Below are 24566 nucleotides of genomic sequence, written 5' to 3'. Positions count from 1 at the left end.
AAAATTGATGAGTATTTTAGCAAATTTTTAGTAGGATAAGATGAGTGAATCGGTAATTTTTTGTAGCTTTAAAAAAACATATCATACAGAGTATACCAATCAATCATCTATACCAACAAATAAGCAACATAATACCCAAAACGATACCAATAAAAGAAAAATATTTTTGGCATAAATGATATCAATATCAACCTTTTAAAACATATCTACCAAAAATTTTGTTAAAATATATCATGAATTTTATCAAAGGAATTTATCATGAGTCAATTTTTTGCTCGATTAACTCCTAAGCAAAAGCAATATTTAGCAACCATTCAAACGCCGTATTATTTGCTTGATGAGCGTGCCATTATTGACAACCTTAGCGTCACGCAAAAGGTTTGTCATGAGTCTGGTGCAAAAGCGTTACTTGCACTTAAATGTTTTGCCACTTGGGGGGTTTTTGAGTCCATGCAGCCGTATCTTCATGGCACAACTTCCTCGTCCTTAAAGGAAGTGCGACTGGGCAAAGAATGCTTTGGCGGTGAAACGCATGCTTATAGCGTGGCTTATGCCGATCATGAAATTAAAGAAGTTCTTGATTACTGTGATAAGATTATTTTTAATTCTATTAATCAATTAAAAAGATTTGGGCCATTGGCTGATGATAAAAATATTCCCGTTGGGCTTCGCCTAAATCCTCAAACCAGCAACTCATCATTTATCATTGCAGACCCTGCCAGACCATTTAGCCGTTTGGGCGAGCATGATGTTGAGAGCATTATGGCGATAGCTGATCAGATTACTGGTGTGATGATTCATAATAATTGTGAGAACACTGATTTTGAGGCATTTAGCCAAAGTTTGACCGATATAGAAAACCGCTTTGGTGAGTTATTTCATCGCTTAGAATGGATCAGCTTTGGCGGTGGTATCCATTATATTGACCAAAATTATCCTTTAGATAAATTTATCAATAGGCTTAAGAATTTTAGCGAAACATATGGTGTACAAATTTATCTTGAGCCAGGGGAGGCATCAGTGCACCAAGGTGCTGTTCTTGTGACCAGCGTGCTTGATGTGATGTATAATAATAAGCCGCTGGCAGTAGTTGATGCTTCCATTGAGGCACATATGTTAGATTTACTTATTTATCGTCAATCTTCGCCGCTGGCTTATGTCAATGAAACAGCTTATGATACCACAGGTGCAGATTTTGATGGCACATCGACAGATGAAACCTCAGTAAGAATCTATGGCAAATCCTGTTTGGCGGGCGATATTTTTGGAGATTATACGCTTAATGAACCTCTAAAGATTGGTGACAAAGTCGCTTTTGGCAATGCCGCTGCTTATACGATGGTTAAGAAAAATTGGTTTAATGGCGTTGATATGCCATCAATTGTGATTATTCGCCAAGATGGCGAAATCATGATTCAACGCCAATTTGATTATGAAGATTATAAGGCCAGTCTGTCCTAAATGAAACATTGCTTTTGAGAATAAATGATTATCTAACTGCTTGAAAATCAGGCAAATAATCGCTATTATTAAAGTTTTTATCATCAATAGCAAATAATTTGGGTGTGTGAATTTTCCTTGAAGTCTTCCTTTTTAATTCACACACAACTATTGATAAGCTCATTTCATTCATTGGGCATTAAGGAGGATTGATGTCTCAGGCAAAAAATGTACTCATCATTGGTGCAGGTGGTGTCGCTCAGGTGGTTGCACACAAATGTGCGATGGCAAATGATATTTTTGGGGAAATTCACATCGCATCACGCAAGATTGACAAGTGTCAAGCCATTGCCAAACAGGTCGCCAAAAAGGGCAGTTTTAAGCGTGATGCCGTTTTGCATACTCATGCGGTGGATGCGATGGATCATCACGCTGTGGCTGAATTGATCCGCCAAACAAATACAGATATCGTGATTAATGTTGGCTCACCATTTATTAATATGAGTGTGATGGATGCGTGCATCGAAACAGGTACGCATTATTTAGATACTGCCATTTATGAAGATCCGCATAAAATTTGCGAAATACCGCCTTGGTATGAAAATTATGAGTGGAAAAAACGAGAAGCCTTCAAAAAAGCAGGTGCAACCGCCATCTTGGGTGTGGGATTTGATCCAGGTGTTGTCAATGCATACGCACGGTTGGGTGTTGAGTATTTTGATAAAGACAGCGTAACCGATATTGATATCATTGATATTAATGCTGGTAGCCATGGCAAATATTTTGCAACCAATTTTGATCCTGAGATTAATTTTCGTGAGTTCACTGGCGTGGTTTATTCTTGGCAAAATAGCCAATGGCAGACCAACCAAATGTTTGAAGTCAAGCGGACAGATGACTTACCCATCGTCGGTATTCAAAACAGCTATCTAAGCGGGCATGATGAACTGCACTCTTTGCACAAAAACTTAAATGTGCCGAATATCCGTTTTTGGATGGGGTTTGGTGATCATTATATCAATGTATTTGGCGTGCTAAAAAATCTTGGTCTCTTATCAGAGCAGCCGATCACAACTGCCGAGGGTCTAGAAGTAGTGCCTCTAAAAGTCGTCAAGGCGGTTTTACCCAATCCTGCCAGTCTTGCCGAACATTATACAGGTAAGACCTGTATCGGCAATAAAGTTAAGGGGGAAAAAGACGGCGAGACTCAAGAAATATTTATTTATAATATCATCGATCATGAAGACGCTTATGCCGAAGTCGGTAGTCAAGGCATTTCTTATACCGCAGGTGTGCCGCCTGTTGCAGCAGCACTTTTGATCGCCAGTGGTGAATGGAATGTAGGTACGATGGTCAATGTTGAAGAGCTAGATGCCAGACCTTTTATCAATCTACTAAATACCATGGGTTTGACGACACGCATTGCTGATAAAGATGGCGATCGATTGTTAGCATTCGGCTAACCTAAGCTTTAGAGCACAGTGCAGCAACGCAAATGCCTTGCTGCGTTTTTGCTTTTTGTCAAAAATCACCTGTGATATAATAATGCCAAACAAACATAAGATGACAATAAAAAAGGCTTATCATGCGAATTCGCAAACTGTTTAAATTTGAAAATGCACACATTGTGCGTAATTGTTCATCCGATCGCTGTAAACGATCCATACATGGGCATAGTTATGAAGTTGAACTGATTTTGGAGGCACATCGCCTTGATCACGGTCAAATGGTTTATGATTTTGGGCTATTAAAGCACCATATCAAAGATATCATAGACAGTTTTGACCACGCCATCACTTTTTGGGATCAGGACGATACACGCTATATCCAAGCTTGCAAGGACTTTAGTGCGCGTTGGATAAGTTTGCCTGTATCACCTTCAGCCGAACAGTTTAGTCGAGTGATTTTCTTTTGGGCAGATGCCATTTTGAATCAAACTGTCATGCAAAACGGTGAACAAGATATCAGCGTTTATTCTGTCATTGTCCATGAGACAGCGACAGGCTATGCTCAGTGCTTTAAGCAAGATGTTGAAAATGAACAAATGGGCGTACTTAGCTTAGCTGATTTTGAGTTTAGTGAGCAAGTTAAATCAGAGTGGAGCGACCCTCAGATGTATGATAAGCTGCTAAAAGGCGATGCATTTGTCAATCCAAAAGTGGATTTGCAGGTTCAAGTATGATCAGCCAAACCTTATCCTTACACAGTGAAGCGGACACCCAAGCACTTGCCGAAACATTGGCTCAGATGAACTTATTGGGCAGTGTGTGGTTGTCAGGTGATTTGGGTGCAGGCAAAACGACTTTGGTACGCTATTGGCTACAAGCTATGGGTCATCAAGGTGCTGTCAAAAGCCCCACTTACACGCTGGTAGAGCCTTATCAAATCAATCTTCAAGGAAGATTAAAGCCTGTTTATCATGCTGATTTATACCGCTTAAATGACCCTGAGGAGCTTGATTTTATTGGCTTTTATGAATATTTTGATGAACCAAACAGCCTTGTTATTATTGAGTGGGCAAGCCGTGCCAGTCAGGTTTTACCCAAACCTGATTATCACATTGATATCATTCGCCATCTTGATGACAAAAGAGTCGTTACCTTGATGGGCCTTGAGGAAGTTTAATGGATCTGCCGCATTATACAGATTTGCCAAATAATAGTGTCGTTTGCTTGATGTCTCCGACCGCCAGTGGTAAGACAGATTTGGCGTTTAAGCTATATGATACAGGCAGGTTTGAGCTGATTTCTGTTGATAGTGCACTGATATATGAAGGCATGGACATTGGCACGGCTAAGCCAACCAAAGATGAGCTGAACGCTTATCCACATCATTTGGTAGATATTTTGCCGCCCACCCAAAGCTACAGCGTCGCAAATTTTGTGCAAGATGTTGAGCGATTGATTGGCGAGATTCATGCGCGCAATAAAATCCCTATTTTGGTCGGCGGAACGATGATGTATTATATGGCACTGCTTGATGGGATATCCGCAGTACCGCAAACCAATCCAATGATCCGCAATCAGGTCAAAATTTGGCACGATGAAATGGGTAATAAAGCGTTATATGATTACCTAAAACAACATGACCCCGTGATTTGTCAAAAACTCAAAGTCACAGACACTCAGCGTATCACGCGTGCCGTTGAGGTACACTTACAAACAGGTAAGCCGTTAAGCCATTGGCAATCAACACCAAAGCTGGCAATCAGCCACCACCCAAAATGGCACTGGTACGCTATTATTGTTATGCCAGATAGAGCTTGGTTGCATGAGCGGATTGAACAAAGGCTTCAAGTAATGTGGGCGGATGGATTTTTACAAGAAGTTATCGGACTAATCAAGCAGCATCCAAATCTGACGGCCGATATGCCAGCACTGCGTGCTGTTGGATATCGGCAGGTGCTTGATTATTTGATTGCAATTGATCATGCCTGTGTCACTGCCCATCTTGGGCTTAAGCCTTATTATCATGCTCAAAAATCCAAGCAAAACCAAGAAATTAATTCAATTCATCAAGATTTTAACAAAAAATCTAAAAAAACCATGACAAATACAAGGGATTTGGCTTGTCAAGATATGAAAAATAAGGCATTATATGCTACAAGGCAATTGGCAAAACGCCAATATACTTGGCTGAAGCAATTGGCACAGACAGACAAACCAACCAAAAATAACTTAACAATAGTATCATTTAATAGCATAAAACAAGTAGAACAGCAATTTTTGCAATAATTCATGAGGCGTCTTCTCATTTACATTGCTTTAGCTATTTAGATTGGAGAAACTTATGTCAAAAGGACAAACCTTACAAGACCCATTTTTGAATGCTCTGCGTAAAGACCGTATTCCAGTATCAATTTTTTTGGTCAATGGCATAAAGCTACAAGGGCAGATCGAATCTTTTGATCAATATGTCGTATTATTAAAAAATACAGTCAGCCAAATGGTGTATAAGCATGCCATTTCAACGGTTGTACCTACCAGAAATCCTCGCACAGAAGGCGGCTCTACACCTGCACAATCCGCTGGTGGATATCAAGGCGCTAATCTGGGTGTCATGTCTAGTGGCACTTATCAAGGCGGTGGTTTTGAGCGTCAAACTCAAGGCGGATTTGACCGTGGTGGTATGGGCTATCAAAGCAGCTCTCGCCCACAAGGCGGCTTTACTCGTACCTCTCAAACTGGTTTTGAGCGTCAAACTCAAGGCGGATTTGACCGTGGTGGTATGGGCTATCAAGGCGGTGGTATGAATCATACTGGTTTTGAGCGTCAAAATTTTGATCGTTCAGGATTTGAGGAGCGAGGCTTTGATGGTAAGGCCTTTGAAAGCAATGATACCAAAAATTTCAACCGCTCAGGTTTTGACGCCAAACCTGACCCAAAATTTAATTATGATGACGATTTTGAAAATCAATCCTGATTTGGTCATCATCTTGACTTATCCAACCCAAAATGAAGTATTTTGGCATAAAAACTTGTATACGAGTTAATCGTGTACAAGTTTTTTATTGGGTGATACCTTCTAACTCATAAATGCTAAAATACCAATCAATTAACAGATAAAATATGCTATTATTATGGCCTGTTTTTTTGATGAATGAAATGGCAATGAAACAAAACAACCTTGCACCCAGTGATTACATCCAAGATGCTATTGACGCAATCCGTACCGAACAGCGTGCTTTGGAGTTGTTGATTGATGAGCTTGATGAGCGTTTTGTCAATGCATGTCAAACGATTTTAAACTGTTCTGGACGCGTGGTCGTAACAGGCATGGGCAAATCTGGACATATTGGTCGTAAGATTGCTGCCACTTTTGCATCAACGGGTACACCGGCCTTTTTTATGCACCCTGGAGAGGCAGGGCATGGTGATTTGGGAATGCTGGTACAAGGCGATGTACTCATTGCCATCTCAAATTCGGGCGAATCAGATGAGATACGCATGCTGCTGCCTGTCGTCAAACAACTCAACATTCCACTAATTAGCATCAGTCGTGATAAGCGTGGAATTTTGCCAAGATCAGCGGACATTGCACTGACTTTGGGTCTGTCCGAAGAAGCATGCCCCCTTGGACTTGCACCAACTTCAAGCACCACAGCCACACTGGCTTTGGGCGATGCGTTGGCGGTTGCACTGTTGCACGCGCGTGGATTTACCAGTCATGATTTCGCACTCTCTCATCCTGCAGGTGCGCTTGGACGCAGGCTTTTGACGCGTGTATCTGACATCATGCATACCGATCATTTACCCGTTGTACATCATCAATCAAGCTTGAATGAAACTTTATTAGTCATGACCAGTGGACGCTTGGGGCTTGCTGTGGTCGTTGATGATGATGGCAAAGTGGTTGGTATTTTTACCGATGGGGATTTACGCCGTAAATTGGCTGAGCATACCAATCTGACGGTTGAAATTCAGACACTGATGACCAAGACGCCAAAGTCTGTTGATCAGCAGATGCGCGCCTCTGATGCACTGAGTTTGATGAATGAAAATGCCATCAGCCAGCTTTTGGTACTTAAAGATCGTCAATTGATTGGCGTAATTAGTATTCATGATATACTAAAAGCTGGCATCAGCTAATTTTATATACACCTAAACTGACATTAAGCGGTTTGAAATTAAAAAGATAAACTCATGAATGAAATTTACCAAAAAGCCAAACATATCAAACTTTTTGCCATGGATGTCGATGGTATTTTGTCGGATGGGCAAATCATTTATAATTCTGAAGGCACAGAAACCAAAGCATTTTATGTGCAAGATGGTTTGGGTTTGCAAGCACTCAAACAATCAGGCATTATTTTGGCCATTATCACAGGCCGAAGCTCTACCATGGTTGATAGACGTGCCAAAGAACTTGGTATTTCACATATTATCCAAGGTCAAGATGATAAATTGACTGCTTTGGTGGGGCTTGCTAAGAAGCTTGGTATTGAGCTATCACACTGTGCCTATATCGGTGATGATTTGCCTGATCTAAAAGCTGTGCGTGAGGTAGGCTTTGGGATCAGTGTACCTAATGGGTGTGAGCAGACCCGAGCAGTTTCAGATTATATCACAACCAAAACTGGGGGTAATGGTGCTGTCAGAGAGGTTTGTGAGCTGATTTTAAAGGCACAAAATAACTTTGATGCATTCATTGCAACATTTCAGTAGGCGACCCAAATGAACTTTCGTATGTTAAGTGTGTTGGGTGTCATAGCATTAGCGGTGGCAGTGTGGTTTTTTTATCAAGAAGATATCGAGGTGAAACCTGCCTTGCCTGAAGTGCCGACTGTGGATTCTGAAGTTACCCAAATCAAAGCCATTCAAACCGATCCTAAAACTGGTGCAACAGAATACACACTGACCGCAGATTCATTGATTCAAAACGCCAATGGTCAAGATGAAATGTTGGGTGCAACCATTCACTGGCAACCTCCTCAGGGCGAAACCTATACGCTGACTGCCGACCGTGCGACACTTGAACAAAACAGTGGCGATTTGCGACTATCTCAAGGATTTCGGTTGGTGCGTGCAGCCACTGCTGCTAAGCCTGAAATGATTATTGAGGGCTTGAATATTATTGGCAATACCAAAAATCGTACTATATCCAGCCGAGACCCTCTGACAGTACAACAGGGCATAGATCGCTTTAAAGCTCAGGGTTTTCGGGCGAATCTACAAACTGGTGAATATGAGTTTGATCACATTGAAGTGCTTTTTGATGCACCAAAGCGTCAAAATCAAACTTTATTTTAATTAAATTTTTTAAGTTTTTTCAAGGTTTTATATGAAAGCTGATTTTGTAATTACAAAATACCTATTTTTATCGTGCATAGTCAGTATACCAATGATTGCTTCAGCATTGCCTTCTGATACCAATCAGCCGATCCGACTATTGGCCGATCGTGCGACTTATAGCGAACGCACTGGCGTAACCACTTATTCAGGTAAAGTGACGATTGAGCAAGGCACATTAAAGATTGCTGCCGATAATTTGACCGTGAATCTTGATACCAATAATCGCAGCATTAAATCAGCGGTTGCAACAGGGCAGCCTGCCACCATACAACAAGTCGTAACCCAAGAAAAGGGATTGGCAAAAGGTCAGGCAAATCGCATTGATTATAATGCTGTCAGCGGGATTGTGACGCTGACAGGCAATGCTAAACTCACTCAAGCTGGATCAAGTTTTTCTGGTAATACGATCCGTTATAGCTTGTCTGTTGGTGATGTTGAAGCCAATGCTGGTGGTGGTCAGCGTGTAGAATTGGTCTTTCCACCAAGCGACTCAAATTCTCGCAGTGGGTTACGCTAAGGCCTGAATATGACAACAGTATTATCGATGCGTCACTTGGGTAAGCGTTATGGTCAAAGATGGGTGGTCGAGGATGTCTCTTTTGAGATTGAGCAAGGTCAAGTGGTCGGTATCTTAGGTCCTAATGGTGCAGGCAAAACCACAAGTTTTTATATGGTGATCGGTCTTGTGCCTATGGATAAAGGTCAGGTAATTTTAGGTAACCAAGATATTTCAAAAAATGCCATGCATGAGCGTGCTGCCAAAGGTATCGGTTATCTGCCCCAAGAAGCTTCTATCTTTCGTAAGCTGACCGTCGAACAAAATATCATGGCAATCTTACAGACACGCAAGGATTTAACACAAACAGAGCAGCGTCAGCAGCTTGAAAAGCTGATGGCTGATTTTCATTTAGAGCATGTCCGCCATTCGTTGGGCATGAGTGTATCAGGCGGTGAACGCAGAAGGTGCGAGATTGCACGCTGTTTGGCATCAAATCCCAAATTCATCTTATTGGATGAACCATTTGCAGGCGTTGATCCAATTTCTGTGAGCGATATCATGCAGGTCATCGAAACTTTGCGTGAGCGTGGGATTGGTGTACTAATTACCGATCATAATGTTCGTGAAACACTGTCAATTTGCCAAAAAGCTTATATCGTTTCTGAAGGGAAAGTTATCGCCCAAGGTAATAAAGATGAAATTTTATTTAATAAGTTAGTTCGTAAGGTCTATCTTGGCCAAGATTTCGTTGCTTAAGTATTTATAAAATAAAATAATTCTGCTTTATTACAATAAAACCGCTCCAAGATAGAGCGGTTTTATTGCGGTTTAAGGGCTTACGCCGAAGCCATTAAGCTGGCATTGCCCCCTGCAGCGGTTGTATTATAGCTTTGGCTGACCTCATGATACAGTCTTGCAATATCAAGCCCATTGGTGGCATCAATGATACGGCGAATTGAACCATCTAGTTTGGCAATACTAACTTGTTCATCAGCAGGCATTGTTGATAATGCAATGATGATATCATTAGCATTCACCGCAGGTTCTTCAACAACTTTTAGGACGCCAATTAACTCATTGGCATGCTCTGCCAGTACATGAGATGGGCGAACCTGAGTGATGATACCATTGGCTGCCAAGATTGCCAAGGCGTCTAGTGCTTGGGATTGTGATCCACCATACAAAGCAACTTGTTTTGGTGCATGCCAACTTAGGGTGTTGGTCTCTCCTGTTGGACCTGGTAGGATGACCGAAGCTTGATTTAAAGATGAGTTGATGGCTTGTTGTGCGACAGCATCAAAATTTGCCTTCTCATTATCAGATGTCAAAAGCTTGTGCGCTAACCGCTGTACTTTGCTTAGTGCTGTATGATCAATACTCGCTGGCGTATCAACCGTTGGTTTTTGCCAGTTTGTCAGATGACTTAGACGCTGAAGATAAAAAGGACCGCCTGCCTTAGGACCTGTACCACTCATACCATGTCCACCAAAAGGTTGAACGCCAACGACTGCACCAACAATATTACGGTTAATATAAACATTGCCTGCTTGGATACGGTCAGTAATTTGATCAATCGTACCATCAATGCGACTATGGATACCGTGGGTTAGGGCGTATCCTTTTTTATTGATACTGTCTATCAAATCATTCAGCTCATGGGCAGCAAATCGTACAACATGCAAGACAGGGCCAAAAACTTCCTTTTTAAGCTGTGATAGATCTTTGAGTTCAAACAAAATCGGTGCAACAAAGGTTGATGGTGCATCTGATGCGATGGCAACTTCATGATAAGGTGCAATTTGTTTGAGTGCGTTGATATGTTCAAGTAGATTTTTTTGTGCTTCTTCATCAATCACAGGTCCAACATCTGTTGAAAGGGCGGCAGGATTATCAACAATCAGCTCATCCATTGCCCCTTTAATCATTGCAACCACATGATCAGCAATGTCTTCTTGGACACATAAAATTCTCAAAGCAGAGCACCGCTGACCTGCTGAATCAAATGCTGATGCCAGTACATCGGCACAAACTTGTTCGGGTAGAGCGGTACTATCAACAATCATTGCATTCATCCCACCTGTTTCGGCGATGAGTACTGGATTATCATCACGAGCAGCAAGTAGTTTATTGATATGTTTGGCAACTTCTGTTGAGCCAGTGAAAATAACACCGTTGATGCGTTCATCTGATGTTAAAGCTGCTCCAACATCGCCTGCACCTAAGACAAGCTGTAAAGCATCTTTTGGCACACCAGACTCATGTAGCCAAGATACTGCCAAATGTGCGATTAAACTGGTTTGTTCGGCAGGTTTGGCAACAACAGTATTACCTGTTACCAATGCCGAGACAACCTCACCGACAAAAATAGCTAGGGGGAAGTTCCATGGGCTAATCGCAACGACCGTACCAACAGGGCTAGACAGATTAAGCGATTCTGCTTCATCAGCATAATAACGACAAAAATCAACCGCTTCACGAACCTCAGCAATGGCATTTAATAAGGTTTTGCCTGCTTCACGGACGGCAACCATCATCAATAGTGCCATATGAGCAGAGTCTTCCATCAAATCTGCAAAACGGCGTAAAATGGCAGCTCGTTCGGCAGCAGAGACAGTCTGCCAATTTGTTTGGGCGTTTAAAGCTGTGGTGATAACATCTGGTACGCTGTTTGGATCAATAAAAGAAACTTGACCAACAACATCTCGATGATCACTTGGATTTAAGACAGTATGAGCAGGCTGATGGCTGACATCTACTGCCGTTAATGAAGAGACATTAAAATCAATCTGACTGGCAGGTTGCATTAAGTCTTCTAATCTGCCAAGTGTGTGTTCATTGGTTAAATCCAATCCAAGCGAGTTTTTGCGATCACCATAAATATGGCGAGGTGGTGGCGTGAGTGGATTTTGAGAGATGCCATTGGCTTTGACAATATCAATGGGCGATTCAACCAATTCATCAATACTGACTTGCTCATCAACAATGCGATTAACAAAAGAGGAGTTTGCCCCATTTTCTAGCAAGCGGCGTACCAAATAAGCCAGTAGCGTTTTATGAGTACCAACAGGCGCATAAATACGCACTCGACGACCCAAATTATTATCACCAACAACTTGGTCATACAGTGTTTCGCCCATACCGTGCAAGCATTGAAATTCAAATTCTTTATCTTTACCCATCTCATAGATGGTTGCTAAACTTTGGGCATTATGCGTGGCAAATTGTGGATAGATCACATCTTGAGCAGCCAATAATTTTTTAGCACAGGCTAAATAAGATACATCGGTATGTACCTTACGGGTATATACAGGGTAACCATCCAAGCCATCAACTTGGGCCCATTTGATTTCGCTATCCCAATAAGCACCTTTAACCAAGCGAATCATCAGTTTTTGATGATTGCGACGAGCCAAATCAATCAAATAATCAATCACATAAGGGCAGCGTTTTTGATATGCTTGTACCACAAAACCAATACCATTAAATCCCGCTAAATCAGGATCAGAAACCAATTTTTCCATCAAGTCTAATGACAACTCAAGACGGTTAGCCTCTTCAGCGTCAATATTTAGACCGATATTGTATTCTTTGGCAAGTACAAACAAGGCTTTTAGGCGTGGCAACAGCTCATTCATCACGCGTGCGTGTTGTGCACGAAAATAGCGTGGGTGAATGGCAGACAATTTAACTGAAATACCATTACCATCATAAACGCCTCGACCAACAGAATCTTTGCCAATCGCATGAATTGCAGTAACATAATCTTGATAATAGCGATCAGCGTCTTCAGCGGTCATGGCTGCCTCACCAAGCATATCAAAGCTGAAACGATATCCAAGCTTTTCACGCTCTTTACCATTAGATAAGGCTTCTTGGATCGTCTGACCAGTAACAAATTGTTTACCCAAGATTTTCATGGCATGGTTAACGCCTGCACGAATAAATGGTGCGCCACCTTTTTGTAGAACACGGGTTAATGCCGAGCTTAGCCCTTTTTCGCTGGTAGGCTGGGTGAGTTTGCCTGTCAAAACCAAGCCCCAAGCAGCAGCATTCACAAACATGGATGGGCTATGACCGATATGGCTTTTCCAATTGCCATCAGACAGTTTATCTTGAATCAATCTGTCTCGTGTGGCCGTATCAGGAATGCGTAGCAAGGCTTCTGCCAAACACATCAACGCCACACCTTCTTCGCTGGATAAGGAAAATTCGTGCATGAGTGCATCAACGCCCGAGGATTTGCTGCGGTTGGTTCGAACTTGGGTAATTAATCGGCGAGCCAAATCGCTGATGTGTGATTTTTCATCATTATTGAAGTTTAGAGTTTCTAATAAATTTGATACTGCGGTGACTTCATCTAATCGATAAGCACTGGTAATGGCGTCTCGTAAGGTGGATTGAGTGTGGGTAAAGTTAAACATAAAGTAACTCACAAAATGAAAATATAAGAACCAGTTAAACTGTCAAAATAAATGATATAAAAATCAGAATTAAGCGTTAATTATATCTTATATGAACATATAAACCAAGTAAATTTTTATGCATTTTCCGTGATATTACCGATTTTTTAAGTATGATATTTTTTTAAGCTTAAGATAATTATTTTTTATGAATTGGTTAAAACTATCAGGCTGGTTTGACCAAACAGTTAGCCCAATAACTTTAATAAAAACAGTAGTGTTTTGGTATGGTTTAGCTCAGGTGGTTTATTGTATAATCATACGGTAAGGGCTGATTTAGACAACAGGTGATGATTAATGAAAATCATGGGGGAGGTCATTCCAACTTGGGTATTAATGAGTGCTGTGGTTTTGGCATTTTGTGCAGGTATTTTAAATACAACTGCCTTAATGGGTATCACCCATATTTCAGCATCACATGTGACAGGCAATGTCAGTTTATTTGTGGTTTCAATGCTTAGCAATGACTGGTTAAATTTTAAGTTATTATTAATATCCATCGGGTCTTTTTGGGTAGGATCGGTATTAAGTGGTGCTATCATTGGCTCAAGTGAACTCAATATCCACCAAAATTATGGCTATGCCATGCTTTTAGAGGTGCTGATGCTGTGCTTGAGCCTTTGGATGTATTTATTGACACATCATTTTTTGGGTCAAATGATGATTGCCATGGCGTGCGGACTCCAAAACTCAATGGTTGCAACTTATCATGGCACAGTCATTCGCACCACACATTTAACCGGTATCACTTCAGACTTGGGTGCTACAGTAGGTAACTGGTTGGTTGGTCGGCGTGTCAGCTTGCGTAAAATCATTTTACATAGCTCGCTGTGGTGGGGATTTTTTATGGGCAGTATTTCAGCTGTACTTTTATACAGTTACATCGGATATTTATCGATGATTTTGCCAATTACGATCATTTTGATTGCCGCTTTATTTTATCATCAAATGGGCAAATTATATACTCAAATATTAAGACTTGTACGCCTAAAACTGATCCAAAATCAACGAAAAAAACGCCGCTCAAAGTCTCATCATTCCAAACTATCCACTTAAAACATGCCAAAATCGTTTGGCATGTTTTAAGGATTTGAGTTATTTAGTTATTTGTCCAAATTTGGCTTAGTTTTACCCACGGTGATGATGATAAATTCATCAGGCTTGATACGCAAGTTCAGTGCGGTATTAACACTATTTATCGTGGCATTATCCAAGCGATTGAGCGTATTGTTAAGATGATCTTTTGGATAATCGGCAACAAATAAAGCACCAATGACACGATGAATACTGGCATTGCTTGAAAAAATATTGGCAAAACCATTTTTATTACCCAAACGCACCAACTCAAGCTCTTCTTGGGTTATGCCTTCATTCAGCGACTCATTAATGATGTGTAGCGTCTCTAAAATGGCATCGGCTGCTTTATCGCCATCGGTTGAAAATTCAACCACATAATTACCACCTGCTCTGAGGCGTTCCATACCGCCATAAATGCCATAAGTGTAGCCTTTTTGCTCTCGAATGGTTTTCATCAATCTGGCATTAAAATCACCACCTGCCAAAATTTCATTACCTAATGAAAAATCGCTGAACTCTTGACGACCTGCTTTGTCCGTGCGTACTTTACTGGTGGGGTGACCGATGATGATTTGGGTTTGACTACTGTTGTGAGGAATATGGATATGGCGAGCCTTAACTGGTTTTGTCAAATCCAGCGTATTTTTATACGACTTGCCTGTCGGTAATTTGGCGGTCAGATGGTTGGCAAGTGATTTGGCTTGCTCGGCGGTCATATCACCTGTAATCACCAGTGTCGCATTATTTGCATTAATAAAAGTATGCCAAAAATTAAGCAGCTCATCACGATCAATTTTGGCAATACTATCTTCATCGCCTGTGGTTGCGTGTGCATAAGGATGATTTTCATATACGGCTTGATGATAAGCAACAGAAGCTACATGATAAGGGTTTTGCTTTTTTTGTTTTAAACTGGTGATGAGCTGATTTTTGTTGCGTTGTAGAGTCTTATCATCAAAAGCAGGTTGAGTGACAGCATCGACCATTAAATCGGCGGCTTGATTTAATAATGATTGATCAGACAAGCTTCTTAATGATAAAGTTAAGTTATCCTTATTTGCTGTACTGGTAAAATCAATGCCAAGACGCTCTTTGGCAGCAACAAACTCATCTTCAGAAAGGCTGTCAGTTCCTTGGGTGAGCATGGTTGCAACCATGTTAGCCGTGCCTGATTTGCCAACCTGATGGTCATACGCTGACCCTGCATTAAAATACAAGCTGATATCGACAATAGGCAGCTCATGTAATGGCGTAAAAGCAACGCTCACACCGTTGTTGGTTTGAAAATATTGTGTATTTGGAATATTGACGGTCAGCTCACCCAATTGATTGATACTATCAATAATACTATCATCAGCAAGTTTAAGCTCGCTACTGGTTAGCGTATGATGGTGTGTCGTATTTGCTTGCACTGATGGGCTAATGAATAATAAAACGCCAATGATGGCAGCTGATAGGCGATGTTTTGTTAAATGTTTCATGTCAGTGTCCATCGATTAATGAGTGTCTGAGGGCGATTGTGTATTTTTGGGCAATACATAAACCGTGGTTAGATTGTCTTTGTTCAGATATTTTTTACCCACAGCTTGGATGTCTGATTTACTGACTTTGTCCAATGCTTTTGGTAGAGTATCTAAAGTATCTAAAGGCAACCCCAACGCAGACAAAGCACCTAAATTAGAGGCTTGTTTGGCGATACTATCATTGGCAAACACCAAAGATGATAACAAGCCTGCACGACTACGGGCCAGCTCATCATCCGTGATTTGATCGTTGGTGATGGCATTAAGCTCTGCTAATATGGCAGCTTCAGCATCTGCCAAGCTGACACCCTCACGAGGTGTGGCAATAATGGTAAATAAATCATCACTTTTTGAGAGCATATTATAGCGAATAGAAACGCTATTTAGTATTTGTAATTTGCGAATCAGATGACGCTCAAAACGCGCTGATAAGCCGCCATCAGCAATATCGCTAAGCAGTGATAATGCATGAGCTTCTTTGGTATGATTTTTAATAGTACGACTACCTAAAGTAGGTACATTAAACCCCATGATTAAGCTTGGTACTTTAACATTTTGATAGCTATTGGCCTGCGTATAGCCACGATGACTTGGCTGGCTAAGTGGGGTGCGTTTTGGTAATGATGATGGTTTTAGAGTGCCAAAATATTTTTCGATCCAAGGCAGGGCGGTTTTGGGGTCGATGTCGCCAACCAGTACTAATGTTGCATTGTTTGGTGCGTACCATTGATCATACCAATTTTGCAAGTCTGTTACCGTAATTGCTTCAATCTCTGGCATGCTACCAATGATGGGGAGACCTTTGGGAGAATTTGGTAGGGCAATTGCCAAAAACTCTTCACGAGCTTTGGCGGTGGGTTTGTCGTCTGTGGTTAGGCGGCGTTCTTCTTTGATTACCTGTTTTTCGGTGGCAACCTCCTCAGCGGTCAAGATGAGGTTATTCATGCGATTGGCTTCTATTTGTAGTGCCAATGGAAATTGATTGGCAGGCAGGCTTTCATAATAGGCCGTAAATTCATCACTGGTAAAGGCATTTAACTCACCCCCAAAATGACTAATGAGGCGTTGATAGTCGTCATGACTGACACCTTTGGCATCTTTAAACATCATGTGTTCTAAAAAATGTGAAATACCACCTTTTCCAATAGGCTCATCACTTGAACCCACATCATACCAAACTTGGGTCATCACAATGGGCGCTCGGCTGTCTTGTTTGATGATGACCTTTAGACCATTTTTTAAGGTTTGGGTATAAATATCGTGATGTTCTGCTTGGGTGCTTGGGGTTTTTGTGGTTGAGATAGCGTTTTGGGTATGGTCAAGACTTTGACAGGCAGATAAGCCAACCGCCGCACCAATCACAAAAGCCAATGGCATGAGTTTCATAGTATATCCTTATTTTGTTTTATAATGTGGTTGTACCGCCAATCATCACCGATGCTGTCGGTGAAACACTGGCACAGCCGATGACTGTCAAAGCAAATATCATCAGTAAGCAACTTTTTAATAAGTCATTCATAAATCACTCCAGCTAAATTATCGCTAAATCATCTGACCATTATTTTGATGACCTAAGTATTATAATGATAATCATCATCAAAAACACAACACTAAAGCCAAATGTCACAGATTATCTACATTGAGTAATAAATGCTTATCAAATGAAAATTTTGTCAAACAAAAACTGCTTAATCTCTGTCATAAATCTGTCATGAATCAGTCACTAATCTGTCATGCTTGCTTGCTAAGATAACGGCATTCACCAAGCCAGCTTACTATGGCAAGCCTAAGGAAATACAGATGAATAACCCACACGATTTTATCGAAGACTCAAACTCAACCAGCAACCCAAGCTTTGCTGATATCCTAAATCAAACCGTGTCACGCCGCACCATTTTAAAAGGTGGTGCAGGCTTGACGGCTGCTGCCATGTTTGGCTCATTGCCTTTGATGGCGAGCACAAATTCCACCACGGCACCAACGAAAACAAATTTGGCACGCCCAACAAAACTTCAATTCAAAGCCGTACCTCATTATACAGGCAATGACATGAAAGTTGCCGAAGGCTACACGGCGCGTGCATTTTTGCATTTGGGTGAGCCGCTGATCGATGGCATCGAAGCGTTCCGTGACAACCGCGAACATTCAGGCGAATCATTTTTGTATCGCATGGGCGATAACCACGACGGTATGCATTTTTATGGCATGGTCAACGGCAAATTTGATCCCAATCAATCAAATCGTGCTTTGTTGGCAATCAACCATGAATATACCAACGAAAATCTACACCCAATGGGTTTCTTTACACAGGAAGATAACAATGCCGCGCCGATTTATCGAAAAAAACGCCTTGCTATGGATGTGCGTCGCGATGCTAACGCTCATGGCGTGACTGTGGTTGAGCTAAGAAAGACAGGCGATCGCTATGAAATGGTCAAAAACTCACCATTTAATAAGCGTTTTTCAAGTGCAACGACGGTAGATTTTGCAGGTGCAGCAGCAGGTAGTAAAATGCTTATCACCAAATTTGACAAATCAGGCAAAAGCACTTGGGGCATCAATAACCAATGTGGTTCAGGTATGTCACCATGGGGCACTTATCTAACCACCGAAGAAAACTTTTTAAATGTCTTTGCACGCGGTGAAGACAAAGCCAAAATCGGCACCCAAGCAGATGTCGCACTGGCTCGCTATGGCTTAAAAGAAAACAGCACAGGCGGCGGCTATTTGTGGCACACTGCTGACGATAAAGAAGGCATTGTAACTGATGAATTCAGTCGCTGGGAAGCCACTGCCAAAGCCAATGACGCAAGTGCTGATTATCGTAACGGGTTTAATGGCTTTGGATACATCGTAGAAATTGATCCATTTGATCCAAAAGCTCGCGCAGTAAAGCGCACAAGCCTGGGGCGCTTTGCTCATGAAAACTGTGCCTTTGTACCGCCTGTCGCTGGCAAGCCTGTGGTCTTTTATATGGGTGATGATGCGCGCGGTGAGTACATTTATAAATTTGTCTCTAAAGCCAAATGGTCACCAAGCGATGTGGGCAAAGGCCTAAAAGCAGGCGATAAATACATGAACAATGGCACGCTGTATGTTGCTGTGTTTAATACAGATGGTACAGGTGAATGGCGTGAGCTGTCTTATGGTAAAGTCAATCATAAAGATTATCCGTTCAAAGACCAAGCCGATGTTGTCATCAATGCTCGCTTGGCGGCCGACAGCGTAGGCGCAACCAAGATGGACCGTCCTGAGTGGATCTCGGTCAGTCCGATCACAGGCGAAGTTTATGTGACTTTGACCAACAACTCAAAGCGTACAGTTGAAGCTACCGATGCCGCCAACCCAAGAAGCTATAACAACAAAGGCAACCAACATGGTCATATCGTTCGCTGGCGTGAGCGCGGTGAGCATACCGCAACAGCGTTTGATTGGGATGTGTATTTGTTTGCTGCGCCAAATGATTTGACTGAGCAAAACTTATCCAATCTATCTGCTGAAAATGACTTGTCTTCTCCAGATGGCTTGTATTTTGATCCACGTGGTGTCTTGTGGATTCAAACGGATGACAGTGCTTATACCAAAACTACCAACTGTATGCTACTTGCAGCGCTGCCTAGCCATGTGGGTGATGGTAAAATCATGACCACAACCACAGGACGTAATACGCCTGTGGGTGCAATGGCGACTAATGATACCCTAAAAAGATTCTTTGTGGGTCCAAAAGGCTGTGAGGTCACAGGCATCACCATGACACCTGACTTCAAAACCTTATTCATCAATATCCAGCATCCTGGCGAAGACAGCCCTGATGTGACTTGGGGTGCGGTTCCAGGCGGACGCGTACCGCGCTCAGCGACAGTCATGATTACCAAAAATGATGGTGGCGTGATCTTAGGCGAATCATTACAAAACATGGCCTAATATCAGCTAATACCACCGATCCCCAAGCATGTTATGATAGGTTTTAAGGTTTTTGTGTAATGAATTTTGGGTAAATTTGTGCTACAATCAAAATCATTGAACAAAATCATAAAATGTAGGTAAGGATATGAGCGAAAACGAAAAAGGTGGCTGGTTTTCCCGCATGAAAGCTGGACTATCAAAGTCAAGTAAAAACCTATCAGAAGGGCTGGTTAATGTCTTGGTTGGTGGCAAACAGATTGATGATGAGCTGCTTGAGGAAGTTGAAGATCAGCTACTGGTTGCTGATATTGGTGTCAATGCCACCAATCGCATTATCAAAAATCTCACCGAGCAGACCGCGCGTGGCGATTTGATTTACTCGCATGCTTTGTATAAAGCACTCAAAACCGAGTTGACCGACATTTTGACGCCAAAAGTTGCACCTTTGATTATTGATACCACCAAAAAGCCCTATGTCATTTTGATGGTGGGTGTCAATGGTGTTGGTAAGACCACCACAATCGGTAAGCTTGCCAAGCGTTTACAAAATGAGGGTAAGTCGGTCATGCTTGCCGCTGGCGACACTTTTCGAGCCGCCGCCACCGAGCAGCTACAAATTTGGGGTGAGCGAAATGGCATTGCTGTCATCGCTCAAGGTCATGGCTCAGACAGTGCTTCGGTGATTTTTGATGCCATGCAGTCTGCCAAGGCAAAGGGCATTGATGTGCTTATCGCTGATACAGCAGGACGCCTACAAAATAAAACGCATCTGATGAATGAACTTGAAAAGGTTGTGCGTGTGATGAAAAAGGGCGACGAAACTGCTCCGCATGAGACGATGATCGTGCTAGATGCAGGCACAGGTCAAAACGCCATCAATCAAGTGCAAGTATTTTCAGAAGCAGTGAATTTAACTGGCATCAGTATTACAAAGCTAGATGGGACAGCCAAAGGTGGTGTGGTATTTAATATCGCCCAAAATACGGATATTCCCATCCGTTTTATCGGCGTTGGAGAGGGTATTGACGACCTACAGCCATTTAAGCCAAAAGATTTTGTTGATGCACTTTTGGAAAAAGAAGAATGATGGCAAAAGCAGTTAGCACTAACTATCATCCACCAAGTTTTTTACCTGATTTGCCAACCATGCACCTAACTGCCAGTCACGGTAAGCTGATTTTACTTGATTGGCAAGATATCAAAACCCAAAAACTGCTCAATCAAGCCAATCAGCATGCGATATTTATAAAACCATCCCAATTAGATATCAATCAGCCCGATCAGGCGATTCTTTTACAGACCACCGAGCAGCTTAATGAGTACTTTGATGGTACTCGCAGGAACTTTAGCATACCGCTTGATTTTTCTTATGGCACTCAATTTCAGCAACAGGTTTGGGCGGCACTGTTGACGATTGATTATGGTCAGACCATCAGCTATGCCAAGCTTGCCACACTCATTGATAAACCCAAAGCGTTTCGCGCCTGTGCCAATGCCAATGGCAAAAATCCTTTAAGCCTAATCGTTCCTTGTCACCGAGTGGTTGCATCTGATGGGGGTTTGGGTGGTTATACAGGTGGTGTTGCCATTAAAAAAGCATTATTAGATTTTGAGATGGCGTGTCACTTAAGCAAAAATAAAACACCGACTGATTTTGATTATTTATGCTATAATTAGATAATTTTAATTTCATATTTGATGGTTTAAGGAAGTGTTTATGCCTTATGCACTGTTGCGTCCGTTATTATTTAGTATGAATCCTGAGCAAGCTCACGAAAAAACGCTTCAGATGCTTGAATCTGCCAACAAAGCACATCTTTTGGGTTTTGTGTATGCTAAGCAGGCGCTACCGACTGAGTGCATGGGTATTTCTTTATTAAACCCAGTGGGCTTGGCGGCAGGTTTGGATAAAAATGGGGCGTATATTGATGCCCTAAGTGAGCTGGGATTTGGGTTTTTGGAAATTGGTACGGTCACCCCAAAGCCTCAAATGGGTAACGACAAACCTCGTTTATTCCGCATCAAAGAAGCGAACGGTATTATTAATCGAATGGGATTTAATAATCATGGCGTGGATGTGATGATTGATAATATTGAACAGGCAAAGTATCAAGGTGTTCTTGGTATCAATATCGGTAAAAATGCCACGACGCCTGTTGAAAATGCACTTGATGATTATATTTATTGTCTTGAGCGTGTTTATCCATATGCCAGCTATATCACGATTAATATTTCAAGCCCCAATACCAAAAATTTGCGTAATTTACAAAGTGGCGATGCCTTATCACAACTACTTGATGGCATAAAAAACTGTCAGTTACGCTTAGCCAATGACTATGGATTTTATGTACCTTTGGCATTGAAGATTGCACCTGATTTAGATTTAAGTCAGATTGATGACATTTCTCGCACAGTGATTGATTTTGAGATTGATGGTTTGATTGCAACAAATACCACCTTATCACGCACAGGCGTTGAAGGTTTTCGTCATGGAGAAGAAGCGGGTGGGTTATCGGGTCGTCCTGTCAATCACCAAAGTACGCTGATTTTATCCCAATTTGCAGACCGTATCGCTGATAAAGTCGATTTGATTGGCGTGGGTGGTATTGAGACAGGCGAACTTGCTGTCAAAAAACTTCATGCAGGTGCTAAGGCGGTTCAGTTGTACTCTGGGCTAATTTATAAAGGTCCTGGGCTTGTGACGGATTGCGTTCAGGCACTCTCAGGTGATCGCTACGGATAATCCTATGAATGTGATTGACATTATTATCAGCATTGTTGTGCTTTTGGGTATTTGGCGTGGTTTTACTGTTGGCATGATAAAAAGCATGGCAATGCTGTTATCGTGGTTTATTGCCTTAGTGGTTGCATCAAAAACAGCAAATAGTTTTTCTCATATATTTGCCCCATGGATTGACAACCCAGTTTTACAAGTTGCCATGGCGTTTATTGTCATCATGCTGATCACTGTTTTACTTGTCGGCACAGTTGCTAGCCTATTATCACGCTCATTTAAGGCATTAAAATTGGGATTTTTGGATCGTATTGGCGGCAGTGTATTTGGTGCCGCCACTGGCATGTTAAAGGTTTTGATTGTCCTAAGTATCATCTCTCCGATATTAATGCTAACACCTGCTGCTCAGTCATCTGTACTTGTTCCAAGCCTATTGCCTTATGCACCAATGGCAAAGAATTTCTTACATAAGGCATTTGATAGTACTTGGAATCAGCTGGAAAATCCCTATAAAAATCAACGATGATAATATCATTTAACATCAATTTTTAATAATTATTAACTTATTGTTATCAATAATTTGGAGTAACTATGTGTGGTGTAATCGGCGTTATGGCGCATGAACCTGTCAATCAAACATTGTATGATGGTTTAACCATGCTACAGCACCGTGGTCAAGATGCGGCGGGTATTGTCACCTTAAAAGACAATCGCCTCTATCTGCGTAAAGATAATGGTATGGTGCGTGATGTATTCTTAAATCAACATATGACACGCTTGGTGGGCAATTGTGGTATCGGTCATGTACGCTATCCTACCGCAGGAACTTCTAGTACCGCAGAAGCTCAGCCCTTATATGTCAATTCCCCTTATGGCATTGCTTTGGCACATAATGGCAACTTAACCAATGCCGAAAAATTGGCGCGTGAGCTGTACGAAGAAGATCGCCGTCATCTCAATACTCAGTCAGATTCTGAAGTTTTGCTTAATATTTTTGCCCACGAACTTCAAAAATTTACCAAGCCTGCTTTAGAATCTGATGATATCTTTGAGGCACTGACTAAGCTGTATAAACGCTGTCAAGGTGCGTTTGGTGTGGTGGCTTTGATTACAGGTCACGGTTTGGTGGCATTTCGTGATCCTAATGGCATTCGTCCATTGGTCTATGGACGCCGATTGACCGAAAAAGGCATAGAATATATGGTCGCATCAGAGTCAGTCGCATTACAAGCGCTTGGCTTTGAGATAGTCAGAGATATCGCACCTGGTGAAGCGATTTTTATTGATCTAAACCACAGCATTCACACGCATCAGTGTGTACCTATCGAAAAAGGTCAATACACGCCTTGTATCTTTGAATATGTGTATTTTGCTCGCCCTGATTCTATTATTGATAATATCTCCGTCCACAAGGCAAGAATGCGTATGGGCGAAAAATTAGCCGATCAAATTTTGCGTGAATGGGGTGAAGATCATGGGATTGATGTGGTCATACCGATTCCAGATACCTCAAGAAATTCTGCGTTAGAGCTTGCGGTTCGCTTAAATGTCAAATACCGTGAGGGCTTTAATAAAAATCGCTATATTGGCCGCACCTTTATCATGCCAGGTCAGCAGCAGCGCAAAAAAAGCGTCCGCCAAAAATTAAATGCCGTACCATTAGAATTTAAAAACAAAAATGTGCTTTTGGTCGATGATTCAATCGTTCGTGGTACTACCTGCTATGAGATTATTCAGATGGCTCGAGATGCAGGTGCTAAAAAAGTCTTTTTTGCGTCGGCAGCGCCGCCAGTCATGTACCCCAATGTTTATGGCATTGATATGCCTGTGCGTGGTGAGCTGATTTCATCAGGCCGTAGTGTTGAAGAAGTGTGCGAGATTATCGGTGCCGATCGTTTAATTTTCCAAGACTTAGGTGATTTGATCGAAGCGGTCAAAGACACCAAACACAGCCAAGTTGACGGCTTTGATTGTTCGGTTTTTGATGGTAAATATATTGCAGGCGATATTGATGAAGTTTATTTAACCGATCTTCAAAATAAAAGAAATGACGCTGTCAAAGATAAAGGTGTCACCGTCGTCGATACACCCGTTGATATGACGGGCGTATCTGCAGTTTAATTGAAATGTCATTGA

At 41.8% G+C, this 24566-nt stretch carries 21 protein-coding genes; 18 read left to right on the top strand and 3 right to left on the bottom strand.

Translation table 11 applies throughout. The features are described from left to right. Nucleotides 1-258 precede the first annotated feature (258 nt). The 11 genes from A4U55_RS07765 (at nt 259) to lptB (ending at nt 9486) form a co-directional block, all read left to right on the top strand. Nucleotides 259-1461 (top strand): carboxynorspermidine decarboxylase, encoded by a 1203-nt coding sequence (locus A4U55_RS07765; RefSeq protein ID WP_063454216.1) that lies wholly within the window; start codon nt 259-261, stop codon nt 1459-1461. Between the two features lie 191 nt (nt 1462-1652). Continuing rightward, complete coding sequence (locus A4U55_RS07760) at nt 1653-2903, top strand: saccharopine dehydrogenase family protein (RefSeq protein WP_063454215.1); 1251 nt, start codon at nt 1653-1655, stop codon at nt 2901-2903. 122 nt (nt 2904-3025) lie between these two features. Next, on the top strand, nt 3026-3622 hold the full coding sequence (locus A4U55_RS07755; protein ID WP_003658226.1) for a 6-pyruvoyl trahydropterin synthase family protein: 597 nt from the start codon (nt 3026-3028) through the stop codon (nt 3620-3622). After that, entirely contained in the window at nt 3619-4065 is a 447-nt protein-coding gene (tsaE, locus tag A4U55_RS07750; protein ID WP_063454214.1) for a tRNA (adenosine(37)-N6)-threonylcarbamoyltransferase complex ATPase subunit type 1 TsaE, read from the top strand. The genes A4U55_RS07755 and tsaE overlap by 4 nt, the downstream gene beginning before the upstream one ends. Continuing rightward, the gene (gene miaA / locus A4U55_RS07745; protein WP_063454213.1) at nt 4065-5174 is read left to right on the top strand and encodes a tRNA (adenosine(37)-N6)-dimethylallyltransferase MiaA; all 1110 of its coding nucleotides are present in this window, start codon (nt 4065-4067) and stop codon (nt 5172-5174) included. The genes tsaE and miaA overlap by 1 nt, the downstream gene beginning before the upstream one ends. 55 nt (nt 5175-5229) lie before the next feature. After that, nucleotides 5230-5862, top strand: a complete 633-nt coding sequence (gene hfq / locus A4U55_RS07740; protein ID WP_003658221.1) for an RNA chaperone Hfq — start codon at nt 5230-5232, stop codon at nt 5860-5862. 146 nt (nt 5863-6008) lie between these two features. After that, entirely contained in the window at nt 6009-7028 is a 1020-nt protein-coding gene (locus A4U55_RS07735; protein WP_003658218.1) for a KpsF/GutQ family sugar-phosphate isomerase, read from the top strand. A 54-nt stretch (nt 7029-7082) separates the two neighbouring features. Further along, nucleotides 7083-7604, top strand: coding sequence for a KdsC family phosphatase (locus A4U55_RS07730; RefSeq protein WP_063454212.1), 522 nt, complete (start codon nt 7083-7085; stop codon nt 7602-7604). A 9-nt stretch (nt 7605-7613) separates the two neighbouring features. Then, nucleotides 7614-8189, top strand: a complete 576-nt coding sequence (lptC, locus tag A4U55_RS07725; protein WP_003664322.1) for an LPS export ABC transporter periplasmic protein LptC — start codon at nt 7614-7616, stop codon at nt 8187-8189. Nucleotides 8190-8220: 31 nt separating this feature from the next. Beyond that, nucleotides 8221-8748 (top strand): lipopolysaccharide transport periplasmic protein LptA, encoded by a 528-nt coding sequence (gene lptA / locus A4U55_RS07720; protein ID WP_003658213.1) that lies wholly within the window; start codon nt 8221-8223, stop codon nt 8746-8748. A gap of 9 nt (nt 8749-8757) precedes the next feature. Next, nucleotides 8758-9486, top strand: coding sequence for an LPS export ABC transporter ATP-binding protein (lptB, locus tag A4U55_RS07715; RefSeq protein WP_063454211.1), 729 nt, complete (start codon nt 8758-8760; stop codon nt 9484-9486). Between the two features lie 80 nt (nt 9487-9566). On the opposite strand, the gene putA is transcribed toward lptB, so the two are convergent. Then, nucleotides 9567-13151 (bottom strand): bifunctional proline dehydrogenase/L-glutamate gamma-semialdehyde dehydrogenase PutA, encoded by a 3585-nt coding sequence (putA, locus tag A4U55_RS07710; RefSeq protein ID WP_063454210.1) that lies wholly within the window; start codon nt 13149-13151, stop codon nt 9567-9569. Nucleotides 13152-13487: 336 nt separating this feature from the next. Between putA and A4U55_RS07705 the strand changes: the two genes are divergently transcribed. Further along, nucleotides 13488-14246: a YoaK family protein gene (locus A4U55_RS07705; RefSeq protein ID WP_003664326.1), complete on the top strand. Its 759-nt coding sequence runs from the start codon at nt 13488-13490 to the stop codon at nt 14244-14246. 47 nt (nt 14247-14293) lie between these two features. Here A4U55_RS07705 and A4U55_RS07700 read toward each other — a convergent pair whose 3' ends face one another. After that, complete coding sequence (locus A4U55_RS07700; protein ID WP_063454209.1) at nt 14294-15748, bottom strand: M16 family metallopeptidase; 1455 nt, start codon at nt 15746-15748, stop codon at nt 14294-14296. Between the two features lie 15 nt (nt 15749-15763). Then, nucleotides 15764-17176 (bottom strand): M16 family metallopeptidase, encoded by a 1413-nt coding sequence (locus A4U55_RS07695; protein WP_063454208.1) that lies wholly within the window; start codon nt 17174-17176, stop codon nt 15764-15766. A 414-nt stretch (nt 17177-17590) separates the two neighbouring features. On the opposite strand from A4U55_RS07695, the gene A4U55_RS07690 reads away from it, so the two are divergent. The 6 genes from A4U55_RS07690 to purF all read left to right on the top strand — a co-directional run bounded on the left by A4U55_RS07690 (nt 17591) and on the right by purF (nt 24551). Beyond that, nucleotides 17591-19714, top strand: coding sequence for a PhoX family protein (locus tag A4U55_RS07690; RefSeq protein WP_003671057.1), 2124 nt, complete (start codon nt 17591-17593; stop codon nt 19712-19714). 127 nt (nt 19715-19841) lie between these two features. Further along, nucleotides 19842-20783: a signal recognition particle-docking protein FtsY gene (ftsY, locus tag A4U55_RS07685; protein ID WP_063454207.1), complete on the top strand. Its 942-nt coding sequence runs from the start codon at nt 19842-19844 to the stop codon at nt 20781-20783. Then, a complete protein-coding gene (locus tag A4U55_RS07680; protein WP_003673115.1) occupies nt 20780-21373 on the top strand; it encodes a methylated-DNA--[protein]-cysteine S-methyltransferase in 594 nt (197 codons plus the stop codon). The genes ftsY and A4U55_RS07680 overlap by 4 nt, the downstream gene beginning before the upstream one ends. Before the next feature lie 40 nt (nt 21374-21413). Continuing rightward, a complete protein-coding gene (locus A4U55_RS07675) occupies nt 21414-22439 on the top strand; it encodes a quinone-dependent dihydroorotate dehydrogenase (RefSeq protein WP_003658196.1) in 1026 nt (341 codons plus the stop codon). 4 nt (nt 22440-22443) lie between these two features. Then, nucleotides 22444-22956 carry a CvpA family protein gene (locus tag A4U55_RS07670; protein WP_003658194.1) on the top strand — a complete coding sequence of 171 codons (513 nt, stop codon included), beginning with the start codon at nt 22444-22446 and terminating at the stop codon, nt 22954-22956. A gap of 65 nt (nt 22957-23021) precedes the next feature. After that, the gene (gene purF, locus A4U55_RS07665) at nt 23022-24551 is read left to right on the top strand and encodes an amidophosphoribosyltransferase (protein WP_063454206.1); all 1530 of its coding nucleotides are present in this window, start codon (nt 23022-23024) and stop codon (nt 24549-24551) included. Nucleotides 24552-24566 lie beyond the last annotated feature (15 nt).

Origin of the sequence: Moraxella catarrhalis (genome assembly GCF_001632285.1) — a bacterium.
GTDB classification, from domain to species: Bacteria; Pseudomonadota; Gammaproteobacteria; order Pseudomonadales; family Moraxellaceae; genus Moraxella; species Moraxella catarrhalis.
This window is presented reverse-complemented; position numbering and strand designations above follow the sequence as displayed.

Excerpts from the sequence above, each read along its gene's own strand:
- A4U55_RS07765 (WP_063454216.1), top strand. The coding sequence starts at position 259 with ATGAGTCAATTTTTTGCTCGATTAACTCCTAAGCAAAAGCAATATTTA.
- A4U55_RS07760 (WP_063454215.1), top strand. The coding sequence starts at position 1,653 with ATGTCTCAGGCAAAAAATGTACTCATCATTGGTGCAGGTGGTGTCGCT.
- A4U55_RS07755 (WP_003658226.1), top strand. The coding sequence starts at position 3,026 with ATGCGAATTCGCAAACTGTTTAAATTTGAAAATGCACACATTGTGCGT.
- tsaE (WP_063454214.1), top strand. The coding sequence starts at position 3,619 with ATGATCAGCCAAACCTTATCCTTACACAGTGAAGCGGACACCCAAGCA.
- miaA (WP_063454213.1), top strand. The coding sequence starts at position 4,065 with ATGGATCTGCCGCATTATACAGATTTGCCAAATAATAGTGTCGTTTGC.
- hfq (WP_003658221.1), top strand. The coding sequence starts at position 5,230 with ATGTCAAAAGGACAAACCTTACAAGACCCATTTTTGAATGCTCTGCGT.
- A4U55_RS07735 (WP_003658218.1), top strand. The coding sequence starts at position 6,009 with ATGCTATTATTATGGCCTGTTTTTTTGATGAATGAAATGGCAATGAAA.
- A4U55_RS07730 (WP_063454212.1), top strand. The coding sequence starts at position 7,083 with ATGAATGAAATTTACCAAAAAGCCAAACATATCAAACTTTTTGCCATG.
- lptC (WP_003664322.1), top strand. The coding sequence starts at position 7,614 with ATGAACTTTCGTATGTTAAGTGTGTTGGGTGTCATAGCATTAGCGGTG.
- lptA (WP_003658213.1), top strand. The coding sequence starts at position 8,221 with ATGAAAGCTGATTTTGTAATTACAAAATACCTATTTTTATCGTGCATA.
- lptB (WP_063454211.1), top strand. The coding sequence starts at position 8,758 with ATGACAACAGTATTATCGATGCGTCACTTGGGTAAGCGTTATGGTCAA.
- putA (WP_063454210.1), bottom strand. The coding sequence starts at position 13,151 with ATGTTTAACTTTACCCACACTCAATCCACCTTACGAGACGCCATTACC.
- A4U55_RS07705 (WP_003664326.1), top strand. The coding sequence starts at position 13,488 with ATGAAAATCATGGGGGAGGTCATTCCAACTTGGGTATTAATGAGTGCT.
- A4U55_RS07700 (WP_063454209.1), bottom strand. The coding sequence starts at position 15,748 with ATGAAACATTTAACAAAACATCGCCTATCAGCTGCCATCATTGGCGTT.
- A4U55_RS07695 (WP_063454208.1), bottom strand. The coding sequence starts at position 17,176 with ATGAAACTCATGCCATTGGCTTTTGTGATTGGTGCGGCGGTTGGCTTA.
- A4U55_RS07690 (WP_003671057.1), top strand. The coding sequence starts at position 17,591 with ATGAATAACCCACACGATTTTATCGAAGACTCAAACTCAACCAGCAAC.
- ftsY (WP_063454207.1), top strand. The coding sequence starts at position 19,842 with ATGAGCGAAAACGAAAAAGGTGGCTGGTTTTCCCGCATGAAAGCTGGA.
- A4U55_RS07680 (WP_003673115.1), top strand. The coding sequence starts at position 20,780 with ATGATGGCAAAAGCAGTTAGCACTAACTATCATCCACCAAGTTTTTTA.
- A4U55_RS07675 (WP_003658196.1), top strand. The coding sequence starts at position 21,414 with ATGCCTTATGCACTGTTGCGTCCGTTATTATTTAGTATGAATCCTGAG.
- A4U55_RS07670 (WP_003658194.1), top strand. The coding sequence starts at position 22,444 with ATGAATGTGATTGACATTATTATCAGCATTGTTGTGCTTTTGGGTATT.
- purF (WP_063454206.1), top strand. The coding sequence starts at position 23,022 with ATGTGTGGTGTAATCGGCGTTATGGCGCATGAACCTGTCAATCAAACA.